A 22,336-nucleotide genomic window follows, 5' to 3' on the forward strand; every position below is an offset into this window, starting at 1 on the left:
GGAGGAGTCACCATGCGACGCGAACGACGCGAGCGACGCGGCGGCCGGGTCCCGGAGGAGATGGGACCGCCCAACGGCTTCGCCATGCTGCCGTGGCTGCTGATGGGCATGGGCGCGGTCTCCAACCTGCTCCGGGGTGAGACCCCCAACCCCTGGATCGGCGCCGTCGGCCTCCTGGCCTTCAACTCCCTCTACATCTCCCTCGTCTTCCGCGCCTTCGACCGCACCAAGCGCGAGGCCCCGGCGACCTGGTGGCTGCTGGCCGCGATGACCGCGGTCACCCTGGCCCTCTCCGTCGCCTACGGCGGCCCGTACCTGCTCTTCTTCCCGCTCCTCGGCCTCGCCGTGGGCTCGGTGGTGCGCGGCCGGATGCTGGGCCGGGTCGTGTTCCCGCTGTGCGTGGTCGCGGGCACGGTGGCGGGGCTGCGGGACGGGTGGGGCGCGATCAACGTGGCGTACGGGACGTTCATCTCGGCCATGGTGACGGCGGCGGTGCTCACCCTCTCCGAGACGGTGAAGGAGCTCCGCTCCACCCGCGAGCAGCTGGCCCGCACGGCCGTCGAGAAGGAGCGGCTGCGCTTCTCCCGGGACCTGCACGACCTGCTCGGCCACACCCTGTCGGTGATCGTGGTGAAGTCGGAGGCGGCCCGCCGCCTGGCGCCGCGCGACCTGGACGCGGCGCTGTCGCAGATCACGGACATCGAGTCGGTCGGCCGGCAGGCCCTGACCGAGATCCGCGAGGCCGTCACCGGCTACCGCGAGGTCACCCTGGACGCCGAACTGGACCGCGCGCGGGACGCCCTGTCCTCCGCCGGCGTCGAGCCGGTCGTCCGCCGCTCGGGCCCGCCGCTGGAACCGCAGACGGAGGCCCTGCTGAGCTGGGTGGTCCGCGAGTCGGCGACCAACGCGGTACGCCACAGCCGCGCGACCCGCTGCGTGATCGAGGTCGGGGGCACCCCCGAACGCGTCCGCCTCACCGTCACGGACAACGGCCGGGGCACGGGCGAGGGGACCCCCGGGAGCGGCCTGAAGGGCCTGCGCGAACGGGTGCTGGCGGCGGGCGGCACGCTGGAGTCGGGCCCGGGCCCGCGGGGCGGCTTCCGGGTGACGGCGGAACTGCCGGTGGACGGAGCGGCGACACCGGAGTCACAACCCACAGACCCCACCACTCCCGCCCCCCTCCCCTAGCCCCAGACCCAGCCCCAGACCCGGCCCCCTCCCCCCTCTACTCCCTAGGCGCGGTCGACGGAGAACACCACCCTCACGCCGACGGTGGAGTTGATCCGCTCGTTGAGCCCCCAGACGCGCCCGGTCGACGGGGCGTAGCCGAGGTTCTGGGTGTAGACGGGCGCGGTGGTCAGGACGTGCGGCGCGGCGTTGACGCCCGTCTTGTGGATGCAGGAGTACGAGGCACCCGAGGGGTCGCCGGAACCGCCGCCGACGCCGCTGGGGCAGTCACCGGCGAGGTACCAGTCGGTGCCGTCGGTGGTGGCGCCCTGCATGGCCCAGATCGGGGAGGAGTACGCGGCGGTGGCGTGCCCGTACGGGAGCGCGGTGTTGGCGTCGAGGGCCCAGCGGATGACCCGGCCGCCGGCGGCGCCCGGCTTGTACTCGGCGGAGACGAGGCCGTCCTGGCCGGTGCGGTCGAGGCTGAGGGAGTTGAGGCAGGGCCGGTCGCCGGTGGCGGTCGAGCAGGCACCGCCGTCGGAGGTGGTGACGTACTCGCCGATCATCGGCAGGGCGTAGTTGCTCCACCGCGCGGACGAGGTGCTCCCGGAGACGCCGACGGACTCGGTGCTGGAGTTGACCTGCCAGATGTGCCGCAGGTCGTACACCTGAAGCCAGCGTCCGTTGGCGACGAACACCTTGTTGCCGTACCAGACGACGCCGTCGCTGTGGCTGGAGACACCGGTGAAGCTGCCCTTGCCGTCGGCGCCGACGGTCGGACGGACGAGCAGCAGGTGGTTGTAACGGACCTGCCCGCCCTCGGTGTTGACGAGGCTGACCCGGCTGAACTCGTTGGCGACCTTCGCCCCGCCGGTCTGCATGCCCCGGCTGAAGTGCCAGGAGGCCAGGAAGGCGGGCCGCCCGTCCCAAAGCCCACCGGGCTGGGCGTCGTAGGACCCGGTCAGCCCCTGCGGCGTCCAGCCTCCGGCGTCGGTGTACGAGTTGGAGGTGTCGTCGGCGGCGTCCCAGCAGAAGCCGCTGGGGCTGAGGGAGGCGGAGAGGCCGGTGGTGTGACACAGGCCGTTGCGCCCGGTACGGCCTCCGGAGGTGAGGACCTGGGTGGCGTTCTTGACGGTGACGGCACCCTGGGCCTCGACGGCCTTGATGGCGGCGTCGTTGTCGGCGAACGTGTTGCCGGGCCGGAGCTGGAAGCCCGCTACGGTGGCCGCGTCGACCTCCGCGAAGGGCGTGGCGGCCTGGGCGGGCCCGGCGGCGGAGAGACAGGACGCCAGGGCGAGGGCCGCGGCCCCGAGGACCGCGAGGTGCGTACGCAATGTCTTGACCATGGCCGGGATCGTAGAGGACCCGCCCGCCCCGCCCCGGCGACGGGCTAGCTCCCGATGCTCTGCTCGGAGGCGTTCCCCCCGATGACGGCACTCTGCGCGTCCCCACTGACGGGGGCCGCACCACCTGGCTGCCCGCCCCCGAGGACGTCGACGAGCCCGCCGCCGGGCAGGTCGAGCGGGAGGGGCGCGGCCTGCGCGGCCCCGGCGGCCCCGAGGGCGGCTACGGCGGCACCGGCGGCGAGGAGGAGGGAAGCGGCGAGGGTGCGCTGTGCGTTGTTGCTCATGCGGTGCGAACGAGGAACGACACGCTGTGGATGCGCGACCGCGACCCCTCAGATGATGTGACCGGTGTTCACGCCTTCCACCGCGACGAGCGGCCGGTCGAGCAACAGCTTGCCGACACCCTCGCCGACCCCCTTGTTGACGTCGCCACCGACACCGTCCGCCGTGACGTCGGCCGCCTTGACGTCGGGCGCCGAGCTGTCGGCCGTCTTGACGTCGGCCGCCGTGACATCGGCCGAGTCGCCGCGGCTCGCGGGCCCGGTGTCGCGGGGCCCGTCGGCGTGCGCGGAGCCGACGACCGAGAGCGCGGCCCCCGCGAGGGCCAGGACGGCGAGAGCGCGCGTGGTGATCTTCATACCCCGCCTAACGAGTGCGGGCGGGCGCGGATGCGCGCGGATCCCGCACAGGAGGAGCTCCCTTCAACCTGGTCACGCCGGTCCGCACGGGCACGAAGTTCGAGAACGGCGTCCTGGCCGAGCACCAGCAGGTCACCGCGGCCCGAGAAACCACGGGTCAGGACGCCGCGGTCAGGAACCCCACGGCTGTCGCGATGTTCTGCGACAGGTCGATCACGCTGTCCAGCACCAGTCGGTCATCGACCCACGGAGCGAACTCTTCCCGCCTCCGCTCCACCGCCTCCCATGTCGGCTCGCAGAAGCCGTCGATCTCCCGCGACCGGCCCTCGAACCGCTGACGATGCACCGCCGGATCCGAACACACCACCTCGACGAACACCACCGGCACGCCACGACGAGACGCCAGCGACCGCCACTGCGCCCGCGCCTCCTCCACCGCGTTGACCGCATCGACGATCACCGTCTGGCCCAGGGCCAACACACCGTCGGCCACGGCCTCGGCCACGACATACGCGGCAAGGCCGGTCGGCTGACTGCGTGCCACCCCGGCACGCCACATCGCGGCCTCGATCGGATCCACCGACACAACGGGAGCGCCCAGCCGCCGCCCCAGCCCGTCGGCGATCGCGCTCTTCCCCGCCCCGGGCAGCCCGGCCATCGCGATCAGCATGAGCCCAGCCTTGCATGCCCGGCCAGTTGCCGACCGCCACCGCAGGACGACAGGAACTCGGACCGCTCACCCAGCCACGTCGCCATCCACAGACTTCGACCATCGCTCTGCGCTGTATCGACTGTGCCGAGCCGACGACCCAACGCCGACGCCGCATGACGCACCACAGGACGCATGTTCAGTGGTCGCTCTGGCCGCCTTCGCCGCCCCGGCCCGTCTACCGCTGTGCCCACCATGTGCCCGCCGCCCCGCCGGCGGTGGTGACCAGGGCGACGAGCCATCCGGGGATGCGCTGAACAGTCAAGTGAACTCCTCCTAAGCGCAGTTCGAGCGCGGGACTGGTCTCAGCCTTGGGTGCCATGACTACCTCTCGTGTACTGGTGCCGCGGGGCCTTATCCCACCTGATGTGCAGTACGGCAGGGAAGGCAGCGAGCCCTGGCGCAGGGTGGCGAATTGGCTCCTACCAGCTCAGCAATGGTTACCCGCGAGTAAGACAATGGGGCTCGGGCGGCCATGGCTCACCCTTCGCACCTATCGCCACCCTGGAGGTCCCTGGTTCTCGCATGTTCGGAGCCTTGCGGGCGCGCCCCAACGGGCCACCGCCCTACCCTGTTCCTCGTGAACGAGATGCCGCAGGACCACCGCCCCGCCAAGAGCATCCGGGTGCTGCTCGCCGAGGACCAGGGCATGATGCGCGGCGCGCTCGCGCTGCTGCTCGGGCTGGAGCCGGACATCGAGGTCGTTGCCCAGGTCGGGCGCGGGGACGAGATCGTGGACGCGGCGCTGGTCGCGCGGCCCGAGGTCGCGTTGCTGGACATCGAGCTGCCGGGGCGGTCGGGGCTGGACGCGGCGGCGGACCTGCGGGACGAGGTGCCGGACTGCCGGGTGCTGATCCTGACGACGTTCGGGCGGCCGGGGTACCTGCGGCGCGCGATGGAGGCGGGGGCGGCCGGGTTCCTGGTGAAGGACGGGCCCGTGGAGGATCTGGCCGAGTCGATCCGCAAGGTGTTGCGCGGCGAGACGGTCATCGACCCCGCGCTGGCCGCCGCCGCGCTCAGCGCCGGGCCGAATCCGCTGACCGCCCGCGAGCGGGACGCCCTGGGCGCGTCCGTGGACGGGGCGACGATCGCGGACATCGCGGCGGCGCTGCATCTTTCGGAGTCGACCGTGCGGAACTACCTGTCCTCCGCCATCGGGAAGACAGGGACCCGGAACCGGATGGAGGCGGTTCGGGCCGCGCGTCAGCAGGGGTGGTTGTAGCTCGTCCGAGCATTCCCCTTGCGCACGGCTCGGCGAGCTCAGATCAGCCCAGCCCAGCCCAGTCCAGATCAGTCCAGCTCAGCCCAGATCAGTCCAGATCGGCTCAGCCCTTCCGTTCCCGCCCCGGCAGCCACACCGCCATCAGGGCCGCCGTCGCCACCAGCACGCACGCCGCTACCCGGAAGGCTGCCGCGTAGCCGGCGGTGAGGGAGGCGGGGGTCGGGGTGTCGGTGGTCCAGGCTGCGGCGACCGTGGAGAGGATCGAGAGGCCCAGGGCGCCGCCCATCGTGCGGGAGGTGTTGATGAGGCCGGAGGCCAGGCCCGCTTCCGAGGGTGGGGCGCTCGTGGTGGCCAGGATGGCGAGGGGGGTCGAGCCGATGCCGATGCCGAACATCATCAGGAGGCCGGGGATCAGGATGGCGGTGGTGTAGGTGCCGTCGGGGGTCATCGTCGACTGCCATGCGAAGCCCGCCGCCGCGATGAGGACGCCGGTCACCGCGATCGGGCGGGCGCCGAAGCGCGGGAGGAGGCGGGGGGAGAGTTTGGAGCCGACGATGACGCTGGCCGAGCTGGGGACCAGGGCGAGGCCCGCCTGGAGGGGGGTGTAGCCGAGGACGTTCTGGGCGTAGACCGTCATGAAGAACCACATGCCGAAGGTCGTCGACGCGCAGAGCGCCATCGTCGCGTTCGCCGCCGACACCGCGCGGGTGCGGAAGATGCGGAGCGGCATCAGGGGGGCCGTCGCCCGGGTCTCCCACCAGACGAACAGGGCCAGGACGAGGGCGCCCGCCAGGAGGGGGGTCAGGGTCGCCGGGGCGGTCCAGCCCGATTCCTCGGTCTGCACGATGCCGTAGGCGAGGGTCGCCAGGCCGCCGGTGACCAGGATCGCGCCCGGCAGGTCCAGGCGGGCCCGCCCGTCGGTCACGCGGCTCTCCGTCAGCCACAGGCACGCGCAGAGGAGGACCAGCGCGCCGATCGGGACGTTGATCAGCAGGACCCAGCGCCAGGACAGCAGGTCGACGAGGAGGCCGCCGACGAAGCCGCCCGCCGCGCCGCCGGCCGCGCCCACCGCCGTCCAGGTGCCGACGGCCCTCGTGCGGGCGGGGCCCACGGGGACGGCCGCCGTGAGGAGGGTGAGGGTGGAGGGGGACAGGACCGCCGCGCCGAGGCCCTGGACGGCGCGGGCGGCCAGGAGTTGCCAGCCCTCCTGCGCCAGGCCGCCGGCCACCGACGCCAGCGTGAACAGGCCGAGGCCCACCACGAACATGCGCCGGCGGCCGAACAGGTCCGCCGCCCGGCCGCCCAGCAGCATGAAGCCGGCGAACGCGATCGCGTACGCGTTGATCACCCATTGGAGGCCCGCGGCCGTCAGGCCCAGGTCCGTCCGCATCGACGGCAGCGCCACGTTCACCACCGACACGTCCAGCACCACCAGGAACTGGCCCGCGCACGCGATCAGGACGACCAGCCACAGGCGGGAGGGCGGGGGTGCGGTGGGTATGGAGGGGGTCGGGGTGGGGGTGGCTTTACTCGTGTCGGGTCGCGGCATGAGCGTCATGGTCGCAGAAGCGTCCCGACCCGTACATCGCCCTCCCCTCGGTGCTAGGCCCGCCGCAGCAGCGTCATCACCGCCGCCCCGCCCAGGCCGATGTTGTGCGCGAGACCCACGCCCGCGCCCGGCACCTGCCGTGCGCCCGCCTCGCCCCGGAGCTGCCACACCAGTTCCGTCGCCTGGGCCAGGCCCGTCGCGCCCAGCGGGTGGCCTTTGGAGATGAGGCCGCCGGAGGGGTTGACCACCCAGCGGCCGCCGTACGTCGTCGCGCCCGATTCGACGAGTTTGCCGGAGGCGCCCTCCTCGCACATGCCCAGCGCCTCGTAGGTCAGGAGCTCGTTGATGGAGAAGCAGTCGTGGAGTTCGATGACGTCGATGTCCTCGATGCCCAGGCCGGACGCCTCGTAGACCTGCCGTGCCGCCGCCCTCGACATGGGGCGGCCGACGACGTCGATGCAGGTGCCGGAGGCGAAGGACTCCTCCGTGTCGGTGGTCATGGCCTGGGCGACGATCTCCACCGCCCGGTCGCGCAGGCCGTGCTCCGCCACGAAGCGTTCGGAGACGACCACGGCCGCCGCCGCGCCGTCCGAGGTCGGCGAGCACTGGAGCTTGGTCAGCGGGCGGTGGATGGTCTTCGCGGCGAGGATCTCCTCGACCGTGTACACGTCCTGGAACTGCGCGTTGGGGTTGCGCGAGGAGTGCTCGTGGTTCTTGGCGGCCACCGCCGCCAGCTGGGCCTCCGTCGTGCCGTACCGCTCCATGTGCTCGCGCGCCGCGTCGCCGAAGATCTGGGCGGTGGGCGGGGACATCTCGAAGCCGTGCCCGGCCGCCATGATCCCGTAGTGGCGGGCCACCGGCGAGGTCTTGAAGTCGCCGCCGTCCGAGCCGCCGCCCAGCGCGCCGCGCGCCATCTTCTCGAAGCCCAGCGCCAGCACGCAGTCGGCGATGCCGCCCTCGACCAGCTGCCGCGCCATCATCAGGGCGGTCGAGCCGGTCGCGCAGTTGTTGTTGACGTTGTAGACGGGGACGCCGGTCAGGCCGAGTTCGTAGACCGCGCGCTGTCCCGCCGTCGACGCCTGGAAGCAGTAGCCGACCGGGACCTGTTCCACCAGGCCGTACGGGATGCCGGCGTCGTTCAGGGCGGCGGTGCCGGCCTCCTTCGCCATGTCCCAGTACTGCCAGTCCCGGGTCTCCGGCTTCTCGAACTTCGTCATGCCCACACCGACGATGTACGACTTCATCGAAGCCACTCCCTCAGTCTCTCTCAGTCTCGCGGCAGGCCGAGCAGGCGCTCGGCGACGACGTTCAGCTGCACCTGGGTCGTGCCGCCCGCGATGGTCAGGCAGCGCGACATCAGCAGCCCGTGCACGGCCCGCTCCCCCGGCCCCTCCCGCAACGCGCCGCGCGCGCCCAGGAGTTCGAGGGTGAGTTCGGCCAGTTTCTGCTGGTGGACGGTCTGGACGAGCTTGCGGACGCTGGCCCCCGGGCCGGGTTCGAGACCGGACACCTGGAGCAGGGTGGTGCGCAGCCCGATGCAGGCCAGGGCGTGCGCCTCGGCGACGAGCGCCCCGATCCGGGCCCGTACGACGCCGTCCTCGTCGCCCGCCCGTCCGATGAGCGCTTCGAGTCCGGTGTCGAAGGCGACCTGGTCGGCCATGTGGACCCGCTCGTTGCCGAGGGTGTTGCGGGCGACCTGCCAGCCGCCGCCGACCTCCCCGACGACCGCCTCCGCGGGCAGCACCGCGTCGTCGAACCACACCTCGTTGAAGAGCGACTCCCCGGTGATCTCCTTCAGCGGTCTGATGTCGATGCCGGGGGTGTTCCGCATGTCGACGACGAAGTACGTGAGCCCCTTGTGCTTGGGCGCGTCGGGGTCGGTGCGGGCCAGCAGGATGCCGTAGTCGGCCCACTGGGCGGCGCTCGTCCACACCTTCTGGCCGTTGATCCGCCAGCCCCGCCCGTCCTCCGTCCGTTCCGCCTTCGTACGGAGGGAGGCCAGGTCCGATCCGGCCTCGGGCTCGGAGAACAGCTGGCACCACTGCTGTTCGCCGCGCAGGGTGGGCGCCAGGTGCCGGTCCTGCTGGGCGGGGGTGCCGTACGCGAGGAGGGACGGGATCACCCAGGTGGCGATGGAGAGGGGGCTGAGCCGCACCCCGGCCGCCTCCATCTCCCGTTGTACGGCGAGCTGTCGCACCGGGCCCGCGCCCAGCCCGTACGGCTCCGGCAGGTGCGGGGCCGCGTATCCGGTGCCCGCGAGGGCCCGCCGGGCCGCGCGCGGGTCGAGCCCGACGGCCGGCGCCAGCGCCTCCCTGGCCTCGGCCCGGAACGCCTCGGCCTCCGGCGGGAGTTCCAGGCGCAGTTCGCGCCGGGTGCCGGCGGTCGCGTGCCGTACGGCGGCCAGCCGGTGGGTGTCGCCGGAGCCGAGGAGCTGGCGGGCGACGAGCGCGCGGCGCAGGTACAGGTGGGCGTCGTGCTCCCAGGTGAAGCCGATGCCGCCGAGGATCTGGATGCAGTCCTTCGCCAGACCGTACGCGGTGTCGAGCGCCGCCCCCGCCGCGAGCGCCGCGGTCAGCCCCCGCACGTCGGTCGCGTCCTCCCGCGCGGCGCGCGCCGCGTCCCAGGTCAGCGCCCGCGCCTGTTCCAGCCGTACGAGCATGTCGGCGCAGAGGTGTTTCACCCCCTGGAACTGTCCGATCGGCTTCCCGAACTGCACGCGCGTCCGGGCGTGTTCGGCGGCGATGTCGAGGACCCGGGCCGCCGTCCCGCAGGCGTCGGCGGCGAAGAACACGGCGGCCAGGTCGGTGACCAGCGCCTGGTCCACGCCCCCCACGATCCGACTCGCGGGCACCTGCACCCCGTCGGCCGCGACCTCGGCCGTCGGCCGGGTGGGGTCTGCGCTCTCGTGCGGCCGTACGTCGAGGGTGTCCGCGTCCACCGCGAGCCAGACCGTCCCGTGCGGCCCCCGCGCGGGCAGGATCAGCAGGTCCGCCTGCGCCGCGCCGAGCACCGGCGGGGCGACCCCGTCGAGCACGAACCCGTCGGCTTCGAGCGCCGGCGCGGCCGTCAGCGTGCCCGGCCCCAGCGCCACCGCCCCGGTGCGCTCCCCCGTGGCGAGCGCCCCGGCGTCCTCCCCCCGCCCGGCCCGGTGCAGCAGTTCGGCGGCGAGGACGGTCGGGAGGTACGGGCCCGGCAGCAGCGCCCGCCCCGCCTCCTCCAGGACCACCGCGAGGTCGACGAGATCCCCGCCGCCCCCGCCCTCGCACCCCTCGGGGAGGTGGATGCCGAGGAGCCCCTGCGCCGCTGCCCCGTCCCAGTACGCCGGCCTGCCCGTCGCGCCCCCTGGCGCGTCCAGGTGCTTGCGTACGTCCTCGGGCGGTACGGCGCGGGTGAGCCAGCCGCGGACGGATCGGGCGAGCTCCCGCTGTTCGTGCGTGATGGCGATGCCCATGGCACGGCAGACTAGAACACGTTCCAATCTGACGGAAGGTCAGATACGTGCTCGATTGGCGAGAGTCCCGTCACTCCGGGGGCGTTGTCAGTGGCGGGTGCCAAGGTGTGGAACAGCAGCCGGGACCGCCGGCACCGAGCGAGTGAGCGAGTACGCCATGGGCACCTGGGACATCGGCCCCTTCGACAACGACACGGCCGCCGACTTCTCGTACCAGATCGACGAGGCCGCCGCGGACGACAAGGCGGGCGTCCTCCTCGTCGCCTTCCGCGAGGTCACCGAGAACGGCGACGACTTCCTGGACGACTACCTCGCCGTCAAGGCCGTGGCCTCCGCGGCCCTCGTCGCCGCGCAGTGCCCCGGCGGCGAGCCCGTCACCACCGCGTACGGCCCGAAGCAGGCCATACCGCCCCTCCCGGACGCCCTCCGCCCCCTCGCCGTCGCCGCGCTCGACCGCGTCCTCGGCGAGGACTCCGAGCTGCTCGAACTGTGGGAGGAGTCCGACGGGGAGGAGTGGAAGGCGGGCATCCTGCGCCTGCGCGCGGTGCTGACGAGCACCGGCGCGTAGAGCCGCGCGCCTCAGCGCCCGATGCGCCCCTCGGCGGCGGCCGTCACGAAGACCGTGAAGGCCGCCGGCGTGGCGAGGAAGGCGGGGCCGGCGGGGTTCTTGGAGTCCCGGACGGCGACGTGCGCGGAGAGATCGGCGACCTCGATGCAGTCGCCTCCGTTGTCGGCGCTGTAGGAGGACTTATGCCAGGCGGCGGTGCCGAGGGGGGCGCACTCGACGCATTCGCCGCCAGTGTCGCCACTGAACGAGGACTTACGCCATTCCGCGCCCGTCAGGTTCAGGTTGGTCCCCATACTGTTCCTCCATCACACGGGCGATCAGTGCGGCCGATTCCTCCACCGAGAGGGCAGCGGCCCTCAAGTGATCGTAACGGAGCGACCCTTCCTTGAAGGCGGCCGGATCGGCGGTCATGTGCCCCCGGAAGAAGTCCTCTGTGTACACGAGGTCAGGGTCGTCGTCGAAGCGTAGGAGTGTGAACGAACCCAGCATCCCCGCGTGCGCACCCGCCCGGAAGGGCAAGATCTGGATCTTCGCCCATTCCCGCTCCTGTATGGCCAACAGGTGGGCGAGTTGCTCTCGCATGACGTCACGACCGCCGAGCTCCTGCCTCAGCACCGCCTCGGACAGCACGACCCAGAGCAGCGGCGGGGACTCGCGGTCCAGGATGCGTTGGCGCTCCATTCGCGCGGCGAGCTTGCCCTCGACGTCCGCTTCCGTCCGCGCGCCCAGAACCGCCCGGGCGTAGGCCGGGGTCTGAAGCAACCCGTAGACCAGTTGAGATTGGAAGGTCGAGATGTACGTCGCCTTCGCTTCCATCTCCGCGTACGGCTGGAACCAGTTCGGGAGCTGGCTCTTCAGCACAAGGCCGATCAGCCGGCTGAACAGCCCGCCCGTCATCAGCGCCGCGTCCAGCCGTTCCGAGAACTGTCTCGTCGGCAGCTTCTTCGCCGTCTCGACCTGCCCGATCAGCGAGCCCGTGCAGAACAGGATGTCGCCCAACTGATCCTGGCTGAGCTTCGCCTCCTCCCTCAACCGGCGTAATTCCGAGCCGTAGTAGTCCAGCGGCGAGGCGCTGGGATCGAGGTTACGGATGTTGGCCACGGCGAGGTCACCCCCAAACTTACGCATGCAAGCGTTAGGTCCAGTCCGTAGCCGAGCGTAGTGATGCGGCTCCAATCTGGTGGCATGAATCACGTAACAGACCTCTACCCTGCGGAGCTTGAAGCGAGCTACCGGATGGGCTTCACCGTGGGTGAGCACTCGGCCGGTCACATGCGTCGCATCCTGCGCATGTTCCTCACGCGTTGGGGACTCGACCGGCTGTCCGATTCCGGTGAGCTCGCGCTCACCGAGCTCGTCGCGAACGTCGTGCGGCACGTGCCGGGCCGCCGGTGCACGGTGCTGCTGCTGCGGGAGCCGCACGGGCTGCGGGTGGAGGTGGCCGACGGGGTGCCGGGGCCGCTCGTGGCGAAGGCGGCGGGGCCGCTCGACGAGGGCGGGCGGGGGCTGGCCCTGGTGGAGGCCGTGACGGACCGGTGGGGGGTCATGGAGGGGCCCGACGGGAAGACGGTGTGGTTCGAGTGCGACGGGTAGGGCAGCATGGGCGCCCGTAAGCGCGTACCCGCCAGTAGGAGGAGCCGACCATGGTCGCCGCCGAGCCCACCCCCGAGATCCTCGCCGCCTTCGAGGCCGCGAAGGGCTTCATGCCGGTCAAGGAAGGGCTCGCGCTGTACGCGGCGGCGGCCGGGGCGGCGGAGCTCGGGCTGCCGCTGCTGGAGGTCGGGACGTACTGCGGGCGGTCGACGATCCTGCTCGCGGACGTCGCGCGGGCGGCCGGGACGGTCGCGGTGACCGTGGACCACCACCGGGGCAGCGAGGAGCAGCAGCCGGGGTGGGAGTACCACGACCCGACCGTCGTGGACCCGGAGGTCGGGGCGATGGACACGCTGCCGACCTTCCGCCGGACGCTGCGCAAGGCGGGCCTGGAGGAGTACGTGATCGCGGTGGTCGGGCGTTCGCCGCAGGTCGCGAAGGTGTGGGGCGGGCAGCTCGGCTTCGTGTTCGTGGACGGCGGGCACACCGACGAGCACGCCACGGCCGACTACGAGGGGTGGGCGCCCAAGGTCGCGCCCGGTGGCACGCTCGTCATCCACGACGTCTTCCCGAACCCGGAGGACGGCGGCCAGGCCCCGTACCGGATCTATCTGCGGGCGATCGGGTCGGGCGACTTCGAGGAGGTCTCGGTCACCGACTCGATGCGGGTGCTGCGCCGGCGGGGCTGAGGCGCGAGGGGGCGGGGCGGGCCGGAAACGGCCCCCCGAATTCGTACGGGCGAATGCGCCGAAACCGCCTTCGCCCGTCCTCTTCCGCTGCCATGATGGCGCCCCTCGCCCCCGATCGGCCCCTTCAGCGGCCCCGTGCGTAAGAGGTCCCAGGTGCAGTTGCTCGACGATCCGGTCATTCGCGCGGCGGCCGTCGCAGGCGTCGCCACCTTCGTGCTGGCGGTCCTCGCGTCGGCCGTGGGCAGCACGCGGGCGGAGGCACGGCAAGCGGCCGGTCAGCTCCCCTTCGAGGTCCGGCGCGTCCGGGACCTGTTCTCGGAACACTCGCACGCGCTCAGCACCAGCTTCGGGCAGGGCGCCACGAACCTGGCCCTGGCGGTCACCTGTTGCGTGATGGCGCTCAGCGGGTCGGTCGCCTCGGTCGGGGAGTGGCTGCCGCTGGTCTTCACCGACCGGCGGGCGACCCTGAACAGGCTCGCGGAGCAGCTGGCGAGCGGCTCGCTGATCCTCCAGCTCACCACCGTGGCCGTCGGAGTGACCGTGCTGATGCGGCACATCGGCTTCCTGCGCACGCTCTACGCGCACAGCGGCACCACGGTGGAGCTCTGGCGGAAACTGCGTCAGCTCAACATGACCAACGCCCAGGGCGGCGTCTTCCTCGCCGCCCTCACCATCATGTGGCTGCTCCGGGGGCACGGTCTCGACGGCCTCTGGATGACGGGGCTGGCCTATGTGTTCGCGTTCTTCATCGACGACTGGATCATCATCAGCGAGTACAGCATCCGGCTGGACGTCTCCTCGCTGACCTTCCACAAATGGCGGCTCCGGTTCGCCTATGTGTGCCTGTTGGTGCCGAGCGTGGTCCTCGCCTGGGACGCCTTCGGCGGATGGGGTGCGGGGGTGATGATCTGGTACGCCGTCTCCCTGCTCGGCGTGGCCGGTTCACAGCGCCAGAGCCTCGACCGGCGGCGCCCGTCGTGGGGCCGCCCGTCGTGGCGCCGGCCGACGGTTCCCCATCAGCGGGTCACGGGAGCGGAGGCGGAGCGGCCGGAACCGAGCGAGCGGGCGTAGACAGCGCCGCTGTCCGCGCGTGAGCCGGGCCCCGCAATCGCGGGGCCCGGCTCTGGAGACGCTCGGTGACCTTTCCGGGATGCTCAGAGCCCCGAGGTCACGTACAGGCAGTTGGTGTAGCTGTAGCCGGACTCGATCTTGGCGTTGCTGGGCTTCTTCATGCCCGCCGACGTGCCCGTGCCCACCCGCTTCTGGAGCATCTGGTAGTTGCCCGGAGGCAGCGTCAGGGTCCGCTTCGGGTACTTGGACGAGGGGCCCGAGCACGGCTTGATCTTGCCGCCGACCGGCACCAGGAGGGTCGGGTAGCTGGTGCACTTGGCGCAGGACGGGATGGTGAGGCGGCCGGTGACCGGGCCGGTGTAGAGGAGTTCGACCTCGCCGGGGCCGTCGTTGCTGATGACCATGACCATGCCGGAGCCGTCGACGGTGGCGCCGGAGGGCACCTTGTTGCCGGCCGCCGGGGTCTCCTCGGCGATCTCGGCGGCGATGGCGATGTTGCGCGCCTGGGCGGTCTGCGGGCTGTCCGGGTAGGTCTTGGCGTAGTCGGTCATGGCCGTGGCCGCCTCGCTGAACTCCTTCTTCTTGAAGCGGTCGAGACCGCAGCCGAAGTCGCCGCGCTGGATGACCCGCTTGGTGTCCGTCGAGAGGCCCGCGTAGGTCTCGCTCGGCAGCAGGTCGACCGTGTTACGGAAGCGGCGGATCTCCAGGAGGCCGTCGCAGGGCGCGACGCCGAGCGCCTTCTCGCGGGTGCGCAGGCCCTCGCGGAGGGCGGGCTCGACCTTCTGCGTGTAGGGGGACTGCGGGAAGGTCTTCATCAGGTCGTTGAGGTAGTTCGCGGAGCTGGTCTCCTGGCCGGCGGAGCCGATCGTGGTGGTGCCGCACTGGAACCAGGACTCGGCCAGCGGCTCGTCGGCCTTGCCGACCAGGCCGCCGAGGAGTCCGCGGTCGATCTTGTCGGGCAGCGCGCGCAGGTGCTTGAGGCCGGGGACGGCCGCGCAGTAGTCCTTCTTCGCGTACGGCGCGGAGACCGAGGTGTAGTAGGCGGTGAGCCGGTCCGGGACCAGCTTCGCGGCGCGCGAGCCGGGGTGCTGCGCGGCGATGTCCCGGTAGGTCGCCAGGACCGAGTTGTAGGTCACCTCGACGCTGGTGAAGGACTGGCCCTCGACCCGCTTCACCAGCCCGTCGGCGGTGTTCAGCGTGTCCAGGAGCCGCTGCTCGATCGCCTCGTCGCGGGCCGCCCCGTAGGCGAAGGTGCCGCCTCCGGGGACGACGACCAGGAGGGCGATCGCGACGGGCAGGACGAGCACCCGGCGGCCGGGGGCCTCCAGGGCGGCGGGGGTGGCGCGCAGTCCGCGGCGGGCCCCGTCGGCGGCGACGGCCAGGAGGAAGACGCCGTACACGACGAGCACGCCGAGGGGGATGCCGTCCGGGTCGGCCGGCAGGGCGACCACGAGCAGGGCCACGGTGGCGGCCCAGCAGAGGGCGGCGGACTTCCAGTGCCGGAGCAGGGCGTAGCCGAGGCCCAGTCCGGAGAGGTTGAGCAGGGCGACGGCGGCGGCCTGCGCGGGATTCGGCGGGCCGGGCGGCGGCCCGGGCGGCGGCGGTGGCGCCGCGGTCATCACCGGCGGCGGTCCCGGAGGCGCCGGCGGCTGCCCGTACGGGCCGGTCTGGAGGCGCGGGTCCTGGGGTGCTCCCGGCGGCTGCGGCGACGGCGGCGGCCCTAATGGCTGCCCCGCCCCCGGTCCGGTCCACTCCCAGGGCGACGGCTGTCCGCCCCGTGGATCGTTCGCGCCGTGGCCCTCGGCCGCGCTGCTGTGGTCGTTGTCTTCCCCCGCCACAGGTTCCCCCTCTGTGGTCGTTACTGCGGTGCCCCCCACATACCCTTCACCCTCCCCCCACACACGTCCAGCGGAACGCGCAATCCCGTGCCGGAACGCCTACAGTCGCGGGGTGCCGTACGCCCGGAAACTCCTCGCCCTTCCCCTGGCCCTCGCCGCCTGCGCCGCCCTCGCCGGGTGCGGGGGCGCCGCCGAGTCGGTGACGCAGACGCCCTCGCAGTCCTCCCCCCGTACCGAGGCGGCCGGGGCTGCCGAAACCGCCACCGCACCCGCCGCCGGACCGGCGACCGGGCCCGCGACCGGGGCGATCCCGGCCGGCCCGCCGCGCGGGCTGCCGCTCGCCGGGCGGACGATCGTGATCGACCCCGGCCACAATCCCGGCAATTTCCGTCATTCCACGGAAATCAACAAGAAGGTCAATATCGGGATGAACCGCAAGGAGTGCGACACCACGGGGACCTCCACGAACGGCGGCTACACCGAGGCCACGTTCACCCTGGATGTTTCACACCGTCTGCGCGATCTCCTCAAGGCGCGGGGCGCGAAGGTCGTCCTCGTCCACGACGCCGACCGCCCCTACGGGCCCTGCATCGACGAGCGGGCCCGGATCGGGAACGCCGCCGGGGCCGACGCGGTCGTGTCGGTGCACGCGGACGGCTCGGCCGTCGGGAACCGGGGTTTCCACGTGATCCTGCCCGCGCGGGTGCAGGAGGGCGGCGCGGACACCACGAAGATCGTGGGGCCCTCGCGGGTCCTGGGCGAGCGGCTGGTCACGCAGTTCGGGCGCGCGACCGGCACCCGCCCCGCCAACTACATCGGTTCCGGTACCGGGTTGGATGTGCGGAAGGATCTCGGGGGGCTCAATCTGTCGACCGTCCCCAAGGTGTTCATCGAATGCGGCAATATGCGTGATCCGAAGGACGCCGCGCTGCTGACCGAGGCCGCGTGGCGCCAGAAGGCCGCGCAGGGGATCGCGGACGGCATCGGGGCCTACCTCAAGGGGTAGCACAGGTGTCCCGGCGGACGGACGATAGATTCCCTCCGTACGATGCTCCGTACGATGGGGCCGCCCCCGTGATCCAGCGCCACCCCGACGAGACGACCCGACGAAGGACTCATACGTGAATATCCGCTCCCTCACCCGAGGCGACGGCGTGCTGATCGGTGCAGCGGTGCTGCTGTTCATCGCCTCGTTCCTCAGCATCTCCGGATGCGACGCGAGCGCCGCGATCTGCGACAAGGTCGACCTCCCGAACTCGTGGGAGGTGTCGCCGATCGGCTGGGGCTCCTTCTTCCTCGGCATCGCCGGTGCCGCGCTGGTGGTCCTCTCGCGCGCGCTGCCGCAGCCGCGCAAGGTGGCCGGTCTGGAGCTCGGCCAGGTCGGTGCCGCGTTCGGCATCGCCTCCGCCTGGACCCTGCTGATGTGGGTCTTCGAGTCGGACAACGCCGGCGCCGGCCTCATCCTCGGCCTGATCGCCGCGCTCGTGGTGGCCGGTGCGGCCGTCGCGGCCCCGCTGGTCCCGGCCCTCGGCGGCCCGCTGCTCGGCGCCCCGAAGCCGCAGACCCCGCAGCCGTACGGCATGCAGCCCGGCGCCCAGCAGGGCGTCCCCGGCGGCTACGGCTACCCGGGTGCCCCGCAGCCGCCGTACGGCGGCCAGCCCGACCCGTCGCTCGGCGGCCAGCCCTTCGGCGGCCAGCCGCAGGCGCAGCAGCACCAGGCCCCGCAGCCGCAGGCCCCGCAGCCCCAGCCGCAGCAGGCCGCCGCTCCGGCGCCCGCCGCCGACTTCGCCGCGTTCTGGTTCGCCGTGCCGGTGGCCCGCCCGCTGTACGCGGAGGACGGCTCGCAGGCACCGATCGCCGAGCTGGCGCCCGGCACCTGGTACCTCGCGGTCGAGCAGCGCGGCCAGGCCCTGGTCGCGCAGACGCAGGACGGGCGCCGTGGCGTCCTCCAGGACACCACCGGCATCCAGCGCGGCTAGTCCGCCGGTCCGCGCCCGGGAGAATCCCGCCACGGCCCCTCGCCCTTCCGGGCGGGGGGCCGTTGTCGTACAGTCCAGGCCGACCCAACGATCTGACGATGCGTCAGGAAGGCTGGCCGTCATGCGCCTTGGACTCGCCCTCGGCTACTGGGGCCGCGGCCCCTCCGCCACCCACCTCGAACTGGCCCGCGAGGCCGAGCGGCTCGGCTACCACTCGGTGTGGACCGCCGAGGCCTGGGGCTCCGACGCCTTCACCGCGCTCACCTGGATCGCCGCCCACACCAGCCGCATCGGGCTCGGCACCGCCGTCGCGCAGATGGCCGCCCGCACCCCCACCGCCACCGCCATGCACGCGCTCACCCTGGACCACCTCTCCGGCGGCCGGATGATGCTCGGGCTCGGGCTCTCCGGACCGCAGGTCGTCGAGGGCTGGTACGGGCGCCCCTTCCCGCGCTCGCCGCTCACCGCGACCCGCGAGTACGTGGACGTGATCCGGCAGGTGCTGCGGCGCGAGGGGCCCGTACGGCTCGACGGGCGCTACCACTCCCACCCGTACGCGGGCGCCGACGGCACCGGGCTCGGCAAGCCGCTGAAGCCGATCACCCACCCGCTCCGGCCGGGGCTGCCCGTCCTGCTCGGCGCCGAGGGCCCCAAGAACATCGCCCAGACCACCGAGATCGCCGACGGCTGGCTGCCGCTGTACTGGTCGCCCGGCCGCTGGGCCGAGGTCTACCCGCTCCCCGAGCGCCTCCGGGACGGCTTCATGGTCGCCCCGATGGTCCGCGCCCAGGTCTGCGCCGACGTCGCCGAGGGCCTGCTGCCCGTCAAGGCCATGCTCGGCTTCTACATCGGCGGCATGGGGCACGCGGCCCGCAACTTCCACGCCGACCTGATGGGACGCATGGGGTACGAGGCGGAGGCCCGGCACATCCAGGAGCTGTTCGCGGCCGGGCGGCGCCAGGAGGCCGTGCTCGCCGTGCCGGACGCCTTCGCCGACGAGATCTCCCTGGTCGGGCCGCGCGAGCGGATCGCCGAACGGCTCGCCGCCTGGCGCAAGGGCCCGGTCACCGACCTCCTGGTCACGGCACCGGACCCCGCCACGCTCCGCGTCCTCGCGGAGCTCACCGCCTAGCGCGGCCGGCGGCCGTCCGCCGGTCAGGCGGTCCGCCGGGTCAGGCGGTCCGCCGGGTCAGCCGGTCCGCCGGGTCAGCCGGTCCGCCGGGTCAGCCGGTCCGCCGGGTCAGCCGGTCAGCCGCCGCTCAGCTGGGAGGTGCTGGGCACCTTGTCGACGACCTCGGCGCCCGCGCTCTTCCCCGCCTCCTTCACCTTGTTGATGATGCTGTCGAAGGAGCCGATGTCCCCGTCGGTCGCCTCGCCCTTGCGCAGCTTCGTCCCGAGCTCCTTCAGCGACTCGATGCCGGCGCTCAGCGGCGCCACCGCCTTGGACAGCAACGGGTCGCCCTTGGCGTTGTTCAGCGCCGCCTTGAGCCGGTTGTAGGTGAAGGCGCCCGCCAGACCCGCCTTCACGAGGGCGAAGGTGCGCCCGTCCGCGCCCTTCTTGAACTTGCCCGCCCGGTACGGCTTCACGATCCACTGGTACGTGGCACCCGCCGCCAGGCCCGCGTTGGCCACGAACCGGGTCTTGGCCAGCTTCTGCTGCTCGAAGCTCGCCGAGCTCGTCGGCGTCGAGTCGGCGCTGGTGGTCATGGACTGCGAGCCGTCACCACCGCAGGCCGCGGTGGTGACGAGCAGCGCGCCGGAGAGGAAGAGCGCGACGACGGCGCGCCGCGCGCGGACGAGGCTGGGCACGTGGAACCTCCGTGGGGGCTGTGGCGCCGGGACTGATCCGCCGGGCAGGCCCCAGCCTCGCCCGGGGCCCCGGGGTGCGCCACCGGGGTGACGCCGTACGGGTTCCACCGCTGCTCAAACACGGTGGCCGACATCCCTTCCTCCCGACATCCCCGCAGGTCAGAGCCTTGGGACGTCCCATCGTGTCCCTGGGACGCCGTCGCCCCTGGCCCGGCCCGCCGGGCGATCGGAGAGTGGATCACCGGCCCGGGACGGTTCCGGGCGGGGGAGGTACGGAAGTCCGATGGTGAGTCGCCGTGTGTGCACGGGGGGCGGTCGGTGTCAGTGGTTCTACCGGGCGCCGGACGCCCGGCTCGGCAGGGGGATCGGTACGTACCGGGGATTCCGGTCGACGGCGGGGGTGCCGCAGGAACGTCTCGTCGTGCCGAGCGGGCGGGTGTCGCTGCTCATCGGCTTCGGCGGCGAGCTGCGGGTCCGGGACGCGGGACGGCACACGTCCCTCGTGTCGGGGCTGCACACCCGGGCGCGGGTGCTCGGGCACGGCGGGGACGTACAGGGCGTGGAGCTGGCCCTGGCGCCATGGGCGGCGCGCCGCTTCTTCGGCGACACCGCGCTCGCGGAGCTGACCGACACGCTGGCCGACCCGGCGGACGTCGTCGGCGCCCGGGCCCGCGGCCTGGCCGAGGCGCTGGCGGAGGCCCCGGGCTGGGCCGAGCGGTTCGCGCTGCTCGACGAGACGCTGCTGCGCTGGTCGGCGGAGGCGGACGCGGCGGGCGACACCGGGCCCGCGCCGGCCGTCCTGGAGGCATGGCGGCTCCTGGAGCGGTCCGCGGGGGCCCTCCAGATCCGTGAGGTGGCGGCGGCCACGGGGTGGAGCCAGCGGCACCTGGAGACGCGGTTCCGTGAGCAGATCGGGCTCGGCCCCAAGCGGCTGGCCCGGATCCTGCGCCTGAACCGGGCGATCGGGCTGCTGTCGGCGGGCGACCGGCCCGCCGAGACGGCCGTCCGCTGCGGCTACTACGACCAGGCCCACCTCAGCCGCGACTTCAAGGCGCTGACCGGCCTGCCGCCGGGCCGCTTCCTCGCGGACCGGGGGACGTCGAGCGCCTGGATCGCGGGCTGAGCGGCACCGAATCCGACGCGGCGGTTTTTTCCAATACGGGGCCGGGCGGCGGGTGCGAGTCTGACGCCCGCGTGCGGTTGCGTACGCGACGACGAACAGAAGGATCGACTTTCATGCGCATGACCACGGGGCTCCGCAGGAAGGCCGCGGCCGTCGCCGCGACCACCGCACTTCTCGTCGGCGGCGGCGTCGCCGCCGCGACCCAGGCGTCGGCCGGCTACATGTGCGGCGCCGGCTACCACTGCGTCTACTGGGGCAACCTGGGCGACAGCGCGGCGCACGACTTCTACAACAGCGACCGGAACTTCACGGACGACACGTTCGACAAGAACCCGGGCACGGGCGGCTACGGCCAGAACGTGAACGACGCCCTCTGGTCGGCGAGCAACTCCAGCACCGGCGGCTACGAGAGCCACTACTACCGCGACATCAACTACGGCGGCGGCCTGCTCTTCTGCGTGAACCCGGGCAGCGAGGTCTTCGGTTCGCAGCTCTCGGACGGGCAGCGCAACGCGGCCAGCTCGCTGGAGCTGCGCCCGTCGACGACGATCCGCTGCTTCTGATCCACACGCCCCGCGCGTGAACGGGGCCCGGTGCTACAGGGGTGCACCGGGCCCCACCCTTTTCCTCCGCGCACCGACGAAAGGCAACCGCCACCATGCACCGGCCGGGCCGCCGCGCCCTGCTCGCCCTCACCGCCGTTCTCGCGGGCGGAGCCGCCGTCGTCGGGGGAACGATGCTGACCTCGGCCTCCGAAGCGGCGCCGGCGCCGTCCGACGGGACCCTCGCCTCGGCGGAGGCCCTGGAGCGGCTGCACCGGCTGCCGCCCGTCACCGACCGCGTCTTCGCCTGGACCGACGTCCACTACCGCGGTGCCGAGGCGCAGCGGCGGTACGCCATCGACTGCATGGCCCGGCGGGGCTTCCGCTACGCCCCGCCCGCCACCCCGGCGGCCCGCGCCGGCAAGGACACGGCCGAGCTGCCCCGTCCCTTCGGCCTGGAGACCGCCCCTTCCGCGGCCCCGCCCGCCCGGCGGCCACCCGGCGAGAAGCCGCCGAAGCCCGGCAGTCCGGAGGCCTCCCCCGCGTACGCGAAGGCGCTCTTCGGCGACGCGGACAAGCGGGTGACGGCCCAGGGCACGAAGGGGATGAAGGTGTCCAGGCCCGGCGACGGCTGCCTCGCCGACGCCGAGAAGCGCGTCCTGGGCGACGGCCGGATGCGCTGGCTCCAGGTGCGGATCATGCTCTTCGAGGCGCAGGAGCAGGCGCGTGCGGACGTGGAGAAGGACCCGGCGTTCCGGAACGCCACCGGACGCTGGCGGCAGTGCATGGAGCGGGCCGGTTTCCCGGGGCAGCGCGACCCGCTGGGGCCGGCCAAGGCCCCGTCCGACGGCATCCTGAAGGCCGATCTGCGCTGCAAGAGCGAGACCGGCTACCTGACCACCGCGTACACCCGGCTCGCCGCCGTCCAGCAGCGGTGGCTGGACGCCAACCCGGCCGTGGTGAAGGACTGGACGGCGCTGCTGGCCCGGCAGGACAAGACCTCCCGCGAGGTGCTCGCGGGCACGGCCTGAGACCCCCGGCG

At 72.8% G+C, this 22,336-nt stretch carries 23 protein-coding genes; 12 read left to right on the forward strand and 11 right to left on the reverse strand.

Annotated features, from left to right (window positions below):
- Positions 1-12: 12 nt before the first annotated feature.
- Positions 13-1,188, forward strand: coding sequence for a sensor histidine kinase (locus AB0Q96_RS21725; protein WP_365327807.1), 1,176 nt, complete (start codon positions 13-15; stop codon positions 1,186-1,188).
- A 44-nt stretch (positions 1,189-1,232) separates the two neighbouring features.
- Here the strand turns inward: AB0Q96_RS21725 and AB0Q96_RS21730 are convergent, their stop codons facing one another.
- The 4 genes from AB0Q96_RS21730 to AB0Q96_RS21745 all read right to left on the reverse strand — a co-directional run bounded on the left by AB0Q96_RS21730 (position 1,233) and on the right by AB0Q96_RS21745 (position 3,821).
- Positions 1,233-2,513, reverse strand: a complete 1,281-nt coding sequence (locus AB0Q96_RS21730; protein ID WP_365327808.1) for a hypothetical protein — start codon at positions 2,511-2,513, stop codon at positions 1,233-1,235.
- A gap of 44 nt (positions 2,514-2,557) precedes the next feature.
- On the reverse strand, positions 2,558-2,797 hold the full coding sequence (locus AB0Q96_RS21735) for a hypothetical protein (RefSeq protein ID WP_365327810.1): 240 nt from the start codon (positions 2,795-2,797) through the stop codon (positions 2,558-2,560).
- A 48-nt stretch (positions 2,798-2,845) separates the two neighbouring features.
- The gene (locus AB0Q96_RS21740; RefSeq protein WP_365327812.1) at positions 2,846-3,151 is read right to left on the reverse strand and encodes a hypothetical protein; all 306 of its coding nucleotides are present in this window, start codon (positions 3,149-3,151) and stop codon (positions 2,846-2,848) included.
- Between the two features lie 157 nt (positions 3,152-3,308).
- The gene (locus AB0Q96_RS21745; RefSeq protein WP_365327813.1) at positions 3,309-3,821 is read right to left on the reverse strand and encodes an AAA family ATPase; all 513 of its coding nucleotides are present in this window, start codon (positions 3,819-3,821) and stop codon (positions 3,309-3,311) included.
- A gap of 628 nt (positions 3,822-4,449) precedes the next feature.
- On the opposite strand from AB0Q96_RS21745, the gene AB0Q96_RS21750 reads away from it, so the two are divergent.
- A complete protein-coding gene (locus AB0Q96_RS21750) occupies positions 4,450-5,082 on the forward strand; it encodes a response regulator transcription factor (protein WP_365328306.1) in 633 nt (210 codons plus the stop codon).
- 103 nt (positions 5,083-5,185) lie between these two features.
- Here AB0Q96_RS21750 and AB0Q96_RS21755 read toward each other — a convergent pair whose 3' ends face one another.
- The 3 genes from AB0Q96_RS21755 to AB0Q96_RS21765 are packed head-to-tail and all read right to left on the reverse strand — an operon-like array spanning position 5,186 to position 10,082.
- Complete coding sequence (locus AB0Q96_RS21755; RefSeq protein ID WP_365327815.1) at positions 5,186-6,631, reverse strand: MFS transporter; 1,446 nt, start codon at positions 6,629-6,631, stop codon at positions 5,186-5,188.
- 53 nt (positions 6,632-6,684) lie between these two features.
- Positions 6,685-7,875 carry a lipid-transfer protein gene (locus AB0Q96_RS21760; RefSeq protein WP_365327817.1) on the reverse strand — a complete coding sequence of 397 codons (1,191 nt, stop codon included), beginning with the start codon at positions 7,873-7,875 and terminating at the stop codon, positions 6,685-6,687.
- A 23-nt stretch (positions 7,876-7,898) separates the two neighbouring features.
- The gene (locus tag AB0Q96_RS21765; RefSeq protein WP_365327819.1) at positions 7,899-10,082 is read right to left on the reverse strand and encodes an acyl-CoA dehydrogenase family protein; all 2,184 of its coding nucleotides are present in this window, start codon (positions 10,080-10,082) and stop codon (positions 7,899-7,901) included.
- Positions 10,083-10,239: 157 nt separating this feature from the next.
- On the opposite strand from AB0Q96_RS21765, the gene AB0Q96_RS21770 reads away from it, so the two are divergent.
- Positions 10,240-10,650 carry a DUF4259 domain-containing protein gene (locus AB0Q96_RS21770; protein WP_365328308.1) on the forward strand — a complete coding sequence of 137 codons (411 nt, stop codon included), beginning with the start codon at positions 10,240-10,242 and terminating at the stop codon, positions 10,648-10,650.
- A gap of 11 nt (positions 10,651-10,661) precedes the next feature.
- On the opposite strand, the gene AB0Q96_RS21775 is transcribed toward AB0Q96_RS21770, so the two are convergent.
- Entirely contained in the window at positions 10,662-10,943 is a 282-nt protein-coding gene (locus tag AB0Q96_RS21775) for a DUF397 domain-containing protein (RefSeq protein ID WP_365327821.1), read from the reverse strand.
- Complete coding sequence (locus AB0Q96_RS21780) at positions 10,903-11,751, reverse strand: helix-turn-helix transcriptional regulator (RefSeq protein WP_365327823.1); 849 nt, start codon at positions 11,749-11,751, stop codon at positions 10,903-10,905. Before AB0Q96_RS21780 ends, AB0Q96_RS21775 begins: the two co-directional genes overlap by 41 nt.
- Positions 11,752-11,835: 84 nt before the next feature.
- On the opposite strand from AB0Q96_RS21780, the gene AB0Q96_RS21785 reads away from it, so the two are divergent.
- The 3 genes from AB0Q96_RS21785 to AB0Q96_RS21795 all read left to right on the forward strand — a co-directional run bounded on the left by AB0Q96_RS21785 (position 11,836) and on the right by AB0Q96_RS21795 (position 14,003).
- Positions 11,836-12,243, forward strand: coding sequence for an ATP-binding protein (locus AB0Q96_RS21785; RefSeq protein ID WP_365327825.1), 408 nt, complete (start codon positions 11,836-11,838; stop codon positions 12,241-12,243).
- Positions 12,244-12,293: 50 nt separating this feature from the next.
- Complete coding sequence (locus AB0Q96_RS21790; RefSeq protein ID WP_365327827.1) at positions 12,294-12,932, forward strand: class I SAM-dependent methyltransferase; 639 nt, start codon at positions 12,294-12,296, stop codon at positions 12,930-12,932.
- A gap of 135 nt (positions 12,933-13,067) precedes the next feature.
- Complete coding sequence (locus AB0Q96_RS21795) at positions 13,068-14,003, forward strand: hypothetical protein (protein WP_365327829.1); 936 nt, start codon at positions 13,068-13,070, stop codon at positions 14,001-14,003.
- An 83-nt stretch (positions 14,004-14,086) separates the two neighbouring features.
- On the opposite strand, the gene AB0Q96_RS21800 is transcribed toward AB0Q96_RS21795, so the two are convergent.
- A complete protein-coding gene (locus AB0Q96_RS21800) occupies positions 14,087-15,622 on the reverse strand; it encodes a hypothetical protein (RefSeq protein ID WP_365327831.1) in 1,536 nt (511 codons plus the stop codon).
- 364 nt (positions 15,623-15,986) lie between these two features.
- Between AB0Q96_RS21800 and AB0Q96_RS21805 the strand changes: the two genes are divergently transcribed.
- The 3 genes from AB0Q96_RS21805 (at position 15,987) to AB0Q96_RS21815 (ending at position 18,952) form a co-directional block, all read left to right on the forward strand.
- On the forward strand, positions 15,987-16,847 hold the full coding sequence (locus AB0Q96_RS21805; RefSeq protein ID WP_365328310.1) for an N-acetylmuramoyl-L-alanine amidase: 861 nt from the start codon (positions 15,987-15,989) through the stop codon (positions 16,845-16,847).
- 115 nt (positions 16,848-16,962) lie between these two features.
- Positions 16,963-17,820 carry a DUF5336 domain-containing protein gene (locus tag AB0Q96_RS21810; protein WP_365327833.1) on the forward strand — a complete coding sequence of 286 codons (858 nt, stop codon included), beginning with the start codon at positions 16,963-16,965 and terminating at the stop codon, positions 17,818-17,820.
- Between the two features lie 121 nt (positions 17,821-17,941).
- Positions 17,942-18,952 carry an LLM class F420-dependent oxidoreductase gene (locus AB0Q96_RS21815; protein WP_365327835.1) on the forward strand — a complete coding sequence of 337 codons (1,011 nt, stop codon included), beginning with the start codon at positions 17,942-17,944 and terminating at the stop codon, positions 18,950-18,952.
- A 116-nt stretch (positions 18,953-19,068) separates the two neighbouring features.
- Here AB0Q96_RS21815 and AB0Q96_RS21820 read toward each other — a convergent pair whose 3' ends face one another.
- Complete coding sequence (locus AB0Q96_RS21820) at positions 19,069-19,629, reverse strand: hypothetical protein (protein ID WP_365327837.1); 561 nt, start codon at positions 19,627-19,629, stop codon at positions 19,069-19,071.
- A 400-nt stretch (positions 19,630-20,029) separates the two neighbouring features.
- Between AB0Q96_RS21820 and AB0Q96_RS21825 the strand changes: the two genes are divergently transcribed.
- The 3 genes from AB0Q96_RS21825 to AB0Q96_RS21835 all read left to right on the forward strand — a co-directional run bounded on the left by AB0Q96_RS21825 (position 20,030) and on the right by AB0Q96_RS21835 (position 22,325).
- Positions 20,030-20,752, forward strand: coding sequence for a helix-turn-helix transcriptional regulator (locus AB0Q96_RS21825; protein ID WP_365327839.1), 723 nt, complete (start codon positions 20,030-20,032; stop codon positions 20,750-20,752).
- A gap of 113 nt (positions 20,753-20,865) precedes the next feature.
- The gene (locus tag AB0Q96_RS21830) at positions 20,866-21,315 is read left to right on the forward strand and encodes a hypothetical protein (RefSeq protein ID WP_365327840.1); all 450 of its coding nucleotides are present in this window, start codon (positions 20,866-20,868) and stop codon (positions 21,313-21,315) included.
- Positions 21,316-21,410: 95 nt separating this feature from the next.
- A complete protein-coding gene (locus AB0Q96_RS21835) occupies positions 21,411-22,325 on the forward strand; it encodes a hypothetical protein (RefSeq protein ID WP_365327842.1) in 915 nt (304 codons plus the stop codon).
- Positions 22,326-22,336 lie beyond the last annotated feature (11 nt).

Origin of the sequence: Streptomyces sp. NPDC093111, from assembly GCF_040683955.1 — a bacterium.
In the GTDB taxonomy this organism is placed as follows: Bacteria; Actinomycetota; Actinomycetes; order Streptomycetales; family Streptomycetaceae; genus Streptomyces.

What these genes read in the sequence shown, in the direction of transcription:
- AB0Q96_RS21835 (WP_365327842.1), top strand. Translation starts at nt 21,411, where the DNA reads ATGCACCGGCCGGGCCGCCGCGCCCTGCTCGCCCTCACCGCCGTTCTC.
- AB0Q96_RS21785 (WP_365327825.1), top strand. Translation starts at nt 11,836, where the DNA reads ATGAATCACGTAACAGACCTCTACCCTGCGGAGCTTGAAGCGAGCTAC.
- AB0Q96_RS21800 (WP_365327831.1), bottom strand. Translation starts at nt 15,622, where the DNA reads ATGACCGCGGCGCCACCGCCGCCGCCCGGGCCGCCGCCCGGCCCGCCG.
- AB0Q96_RS21735 (WP_365327810.1), bottom strand. Translation starts at nt 2,797, where the DNA reads ATGAGCAACAACGCACAGCGCACCCTCGCCGCTTCCCTCCTCCTCGCC.
- AB0Q96_RS21830 (WP_365327840.1), top strand. Translation starts at nt 20,866, where the DNA reads ATGCGCATGACCACGGGGCTCCGCAGGAAGGCCGCGGCCGTCGCCGCG.
- AB0Q96_RS21725 (WP_365327807.1), top strand. Translation starts at nt 13, where the DNA reads ATGCGACGCGAACGACGCGAGCGACGCGGCGGCCGGGTCCCGGAGGAG.
- AB0Q96_RS21760 (WP_365327817.1), bottom strand. Translation starts at nt 7,875, where the DNA reads ATGAAGTCGTACATCGTCGGTGTGGGCATGACGAAGTTCGAGAAGCCG.
- AB0Q96_RS21740 (WP_365327812.1), bottom strand. Translation starts at nt 3,151, where the DNA reads ATGAAGATCACCACGCGCGCTCTCGCCGTCCTGGCCCTCGCGGGGGCC.
- AB0Q96_RS21755 (WP_365327815.1), bottom strand. Translation starts at nt 6,631, where the DNA reads ATGCCGCGACCCGACACGAGTAAAGCCACCCCCACCCCGACCCCCTCC.
- AB0Q96_RS21765 (WP_365327819.1), bottom strand. Translation starts at nt 10,082, where the DNA reads ATGGGCATCGCCATCACGCACGAACAGCGGGAGCTCGCCCGATCCGTC.
- AB0Q96_RS21750 (WP_365328306.1), top strand. Translation starts at nt 4,450, where the DNA reads ATGCCGCAGGACCACCGCCCCGCCAAGAGCATCCGGGTGCTGCTCGCC.
- AB0Q96_RS21790 (WP_365327827.1), top strand. Translation starts at nt 12,294, where the DNA reads ATGGTCGCCGCCGAGCCCACCCCCGAGATCCTCGCCGCCTTCGAGGCC.
- AB0Q96_RS21770 (WP_365328308.1), top strand. Translation starts at nt 10,240, where the DNA reads ATGGGCACCTGGGACATCGGCCCCTTCGACAACGACACGGCCGCCGAC.
- AB0Q96_RS21745 (WP_365327813.1), bottom strand. Translation starts at nt 3,821, where the DNA reads ATGCTGATCGCGATGGCCGGGCTGCCCGGGGCGGGGAAGAGCGCGATC.
- AB0Q96_RS21730 (WP_365327808.1), bottom strand. Translation starts at nt 2,513, where the DNA reads ATGGTCAAGACATTGCGTACGCACCTCGCGGTCCTCGGGGCCGCGGCC.
- AB0Q96_RS21815 (WP_365327835.1), top strand. Translation starts at nt 17,942, where the DNA reads ATGCGCCTTGGACTCGCCCTCGGCTACTGGGGCCGCGGCCCCTCCGCC.
- AB0Q96_RS21775 (WP_365327821.1), bottom strand. Translation starts at nt 10,943, where the DNA reads ATGGGGACCAACCTGAACCTGACGGGCGCGGAATGGCGTAAGTCCTCG.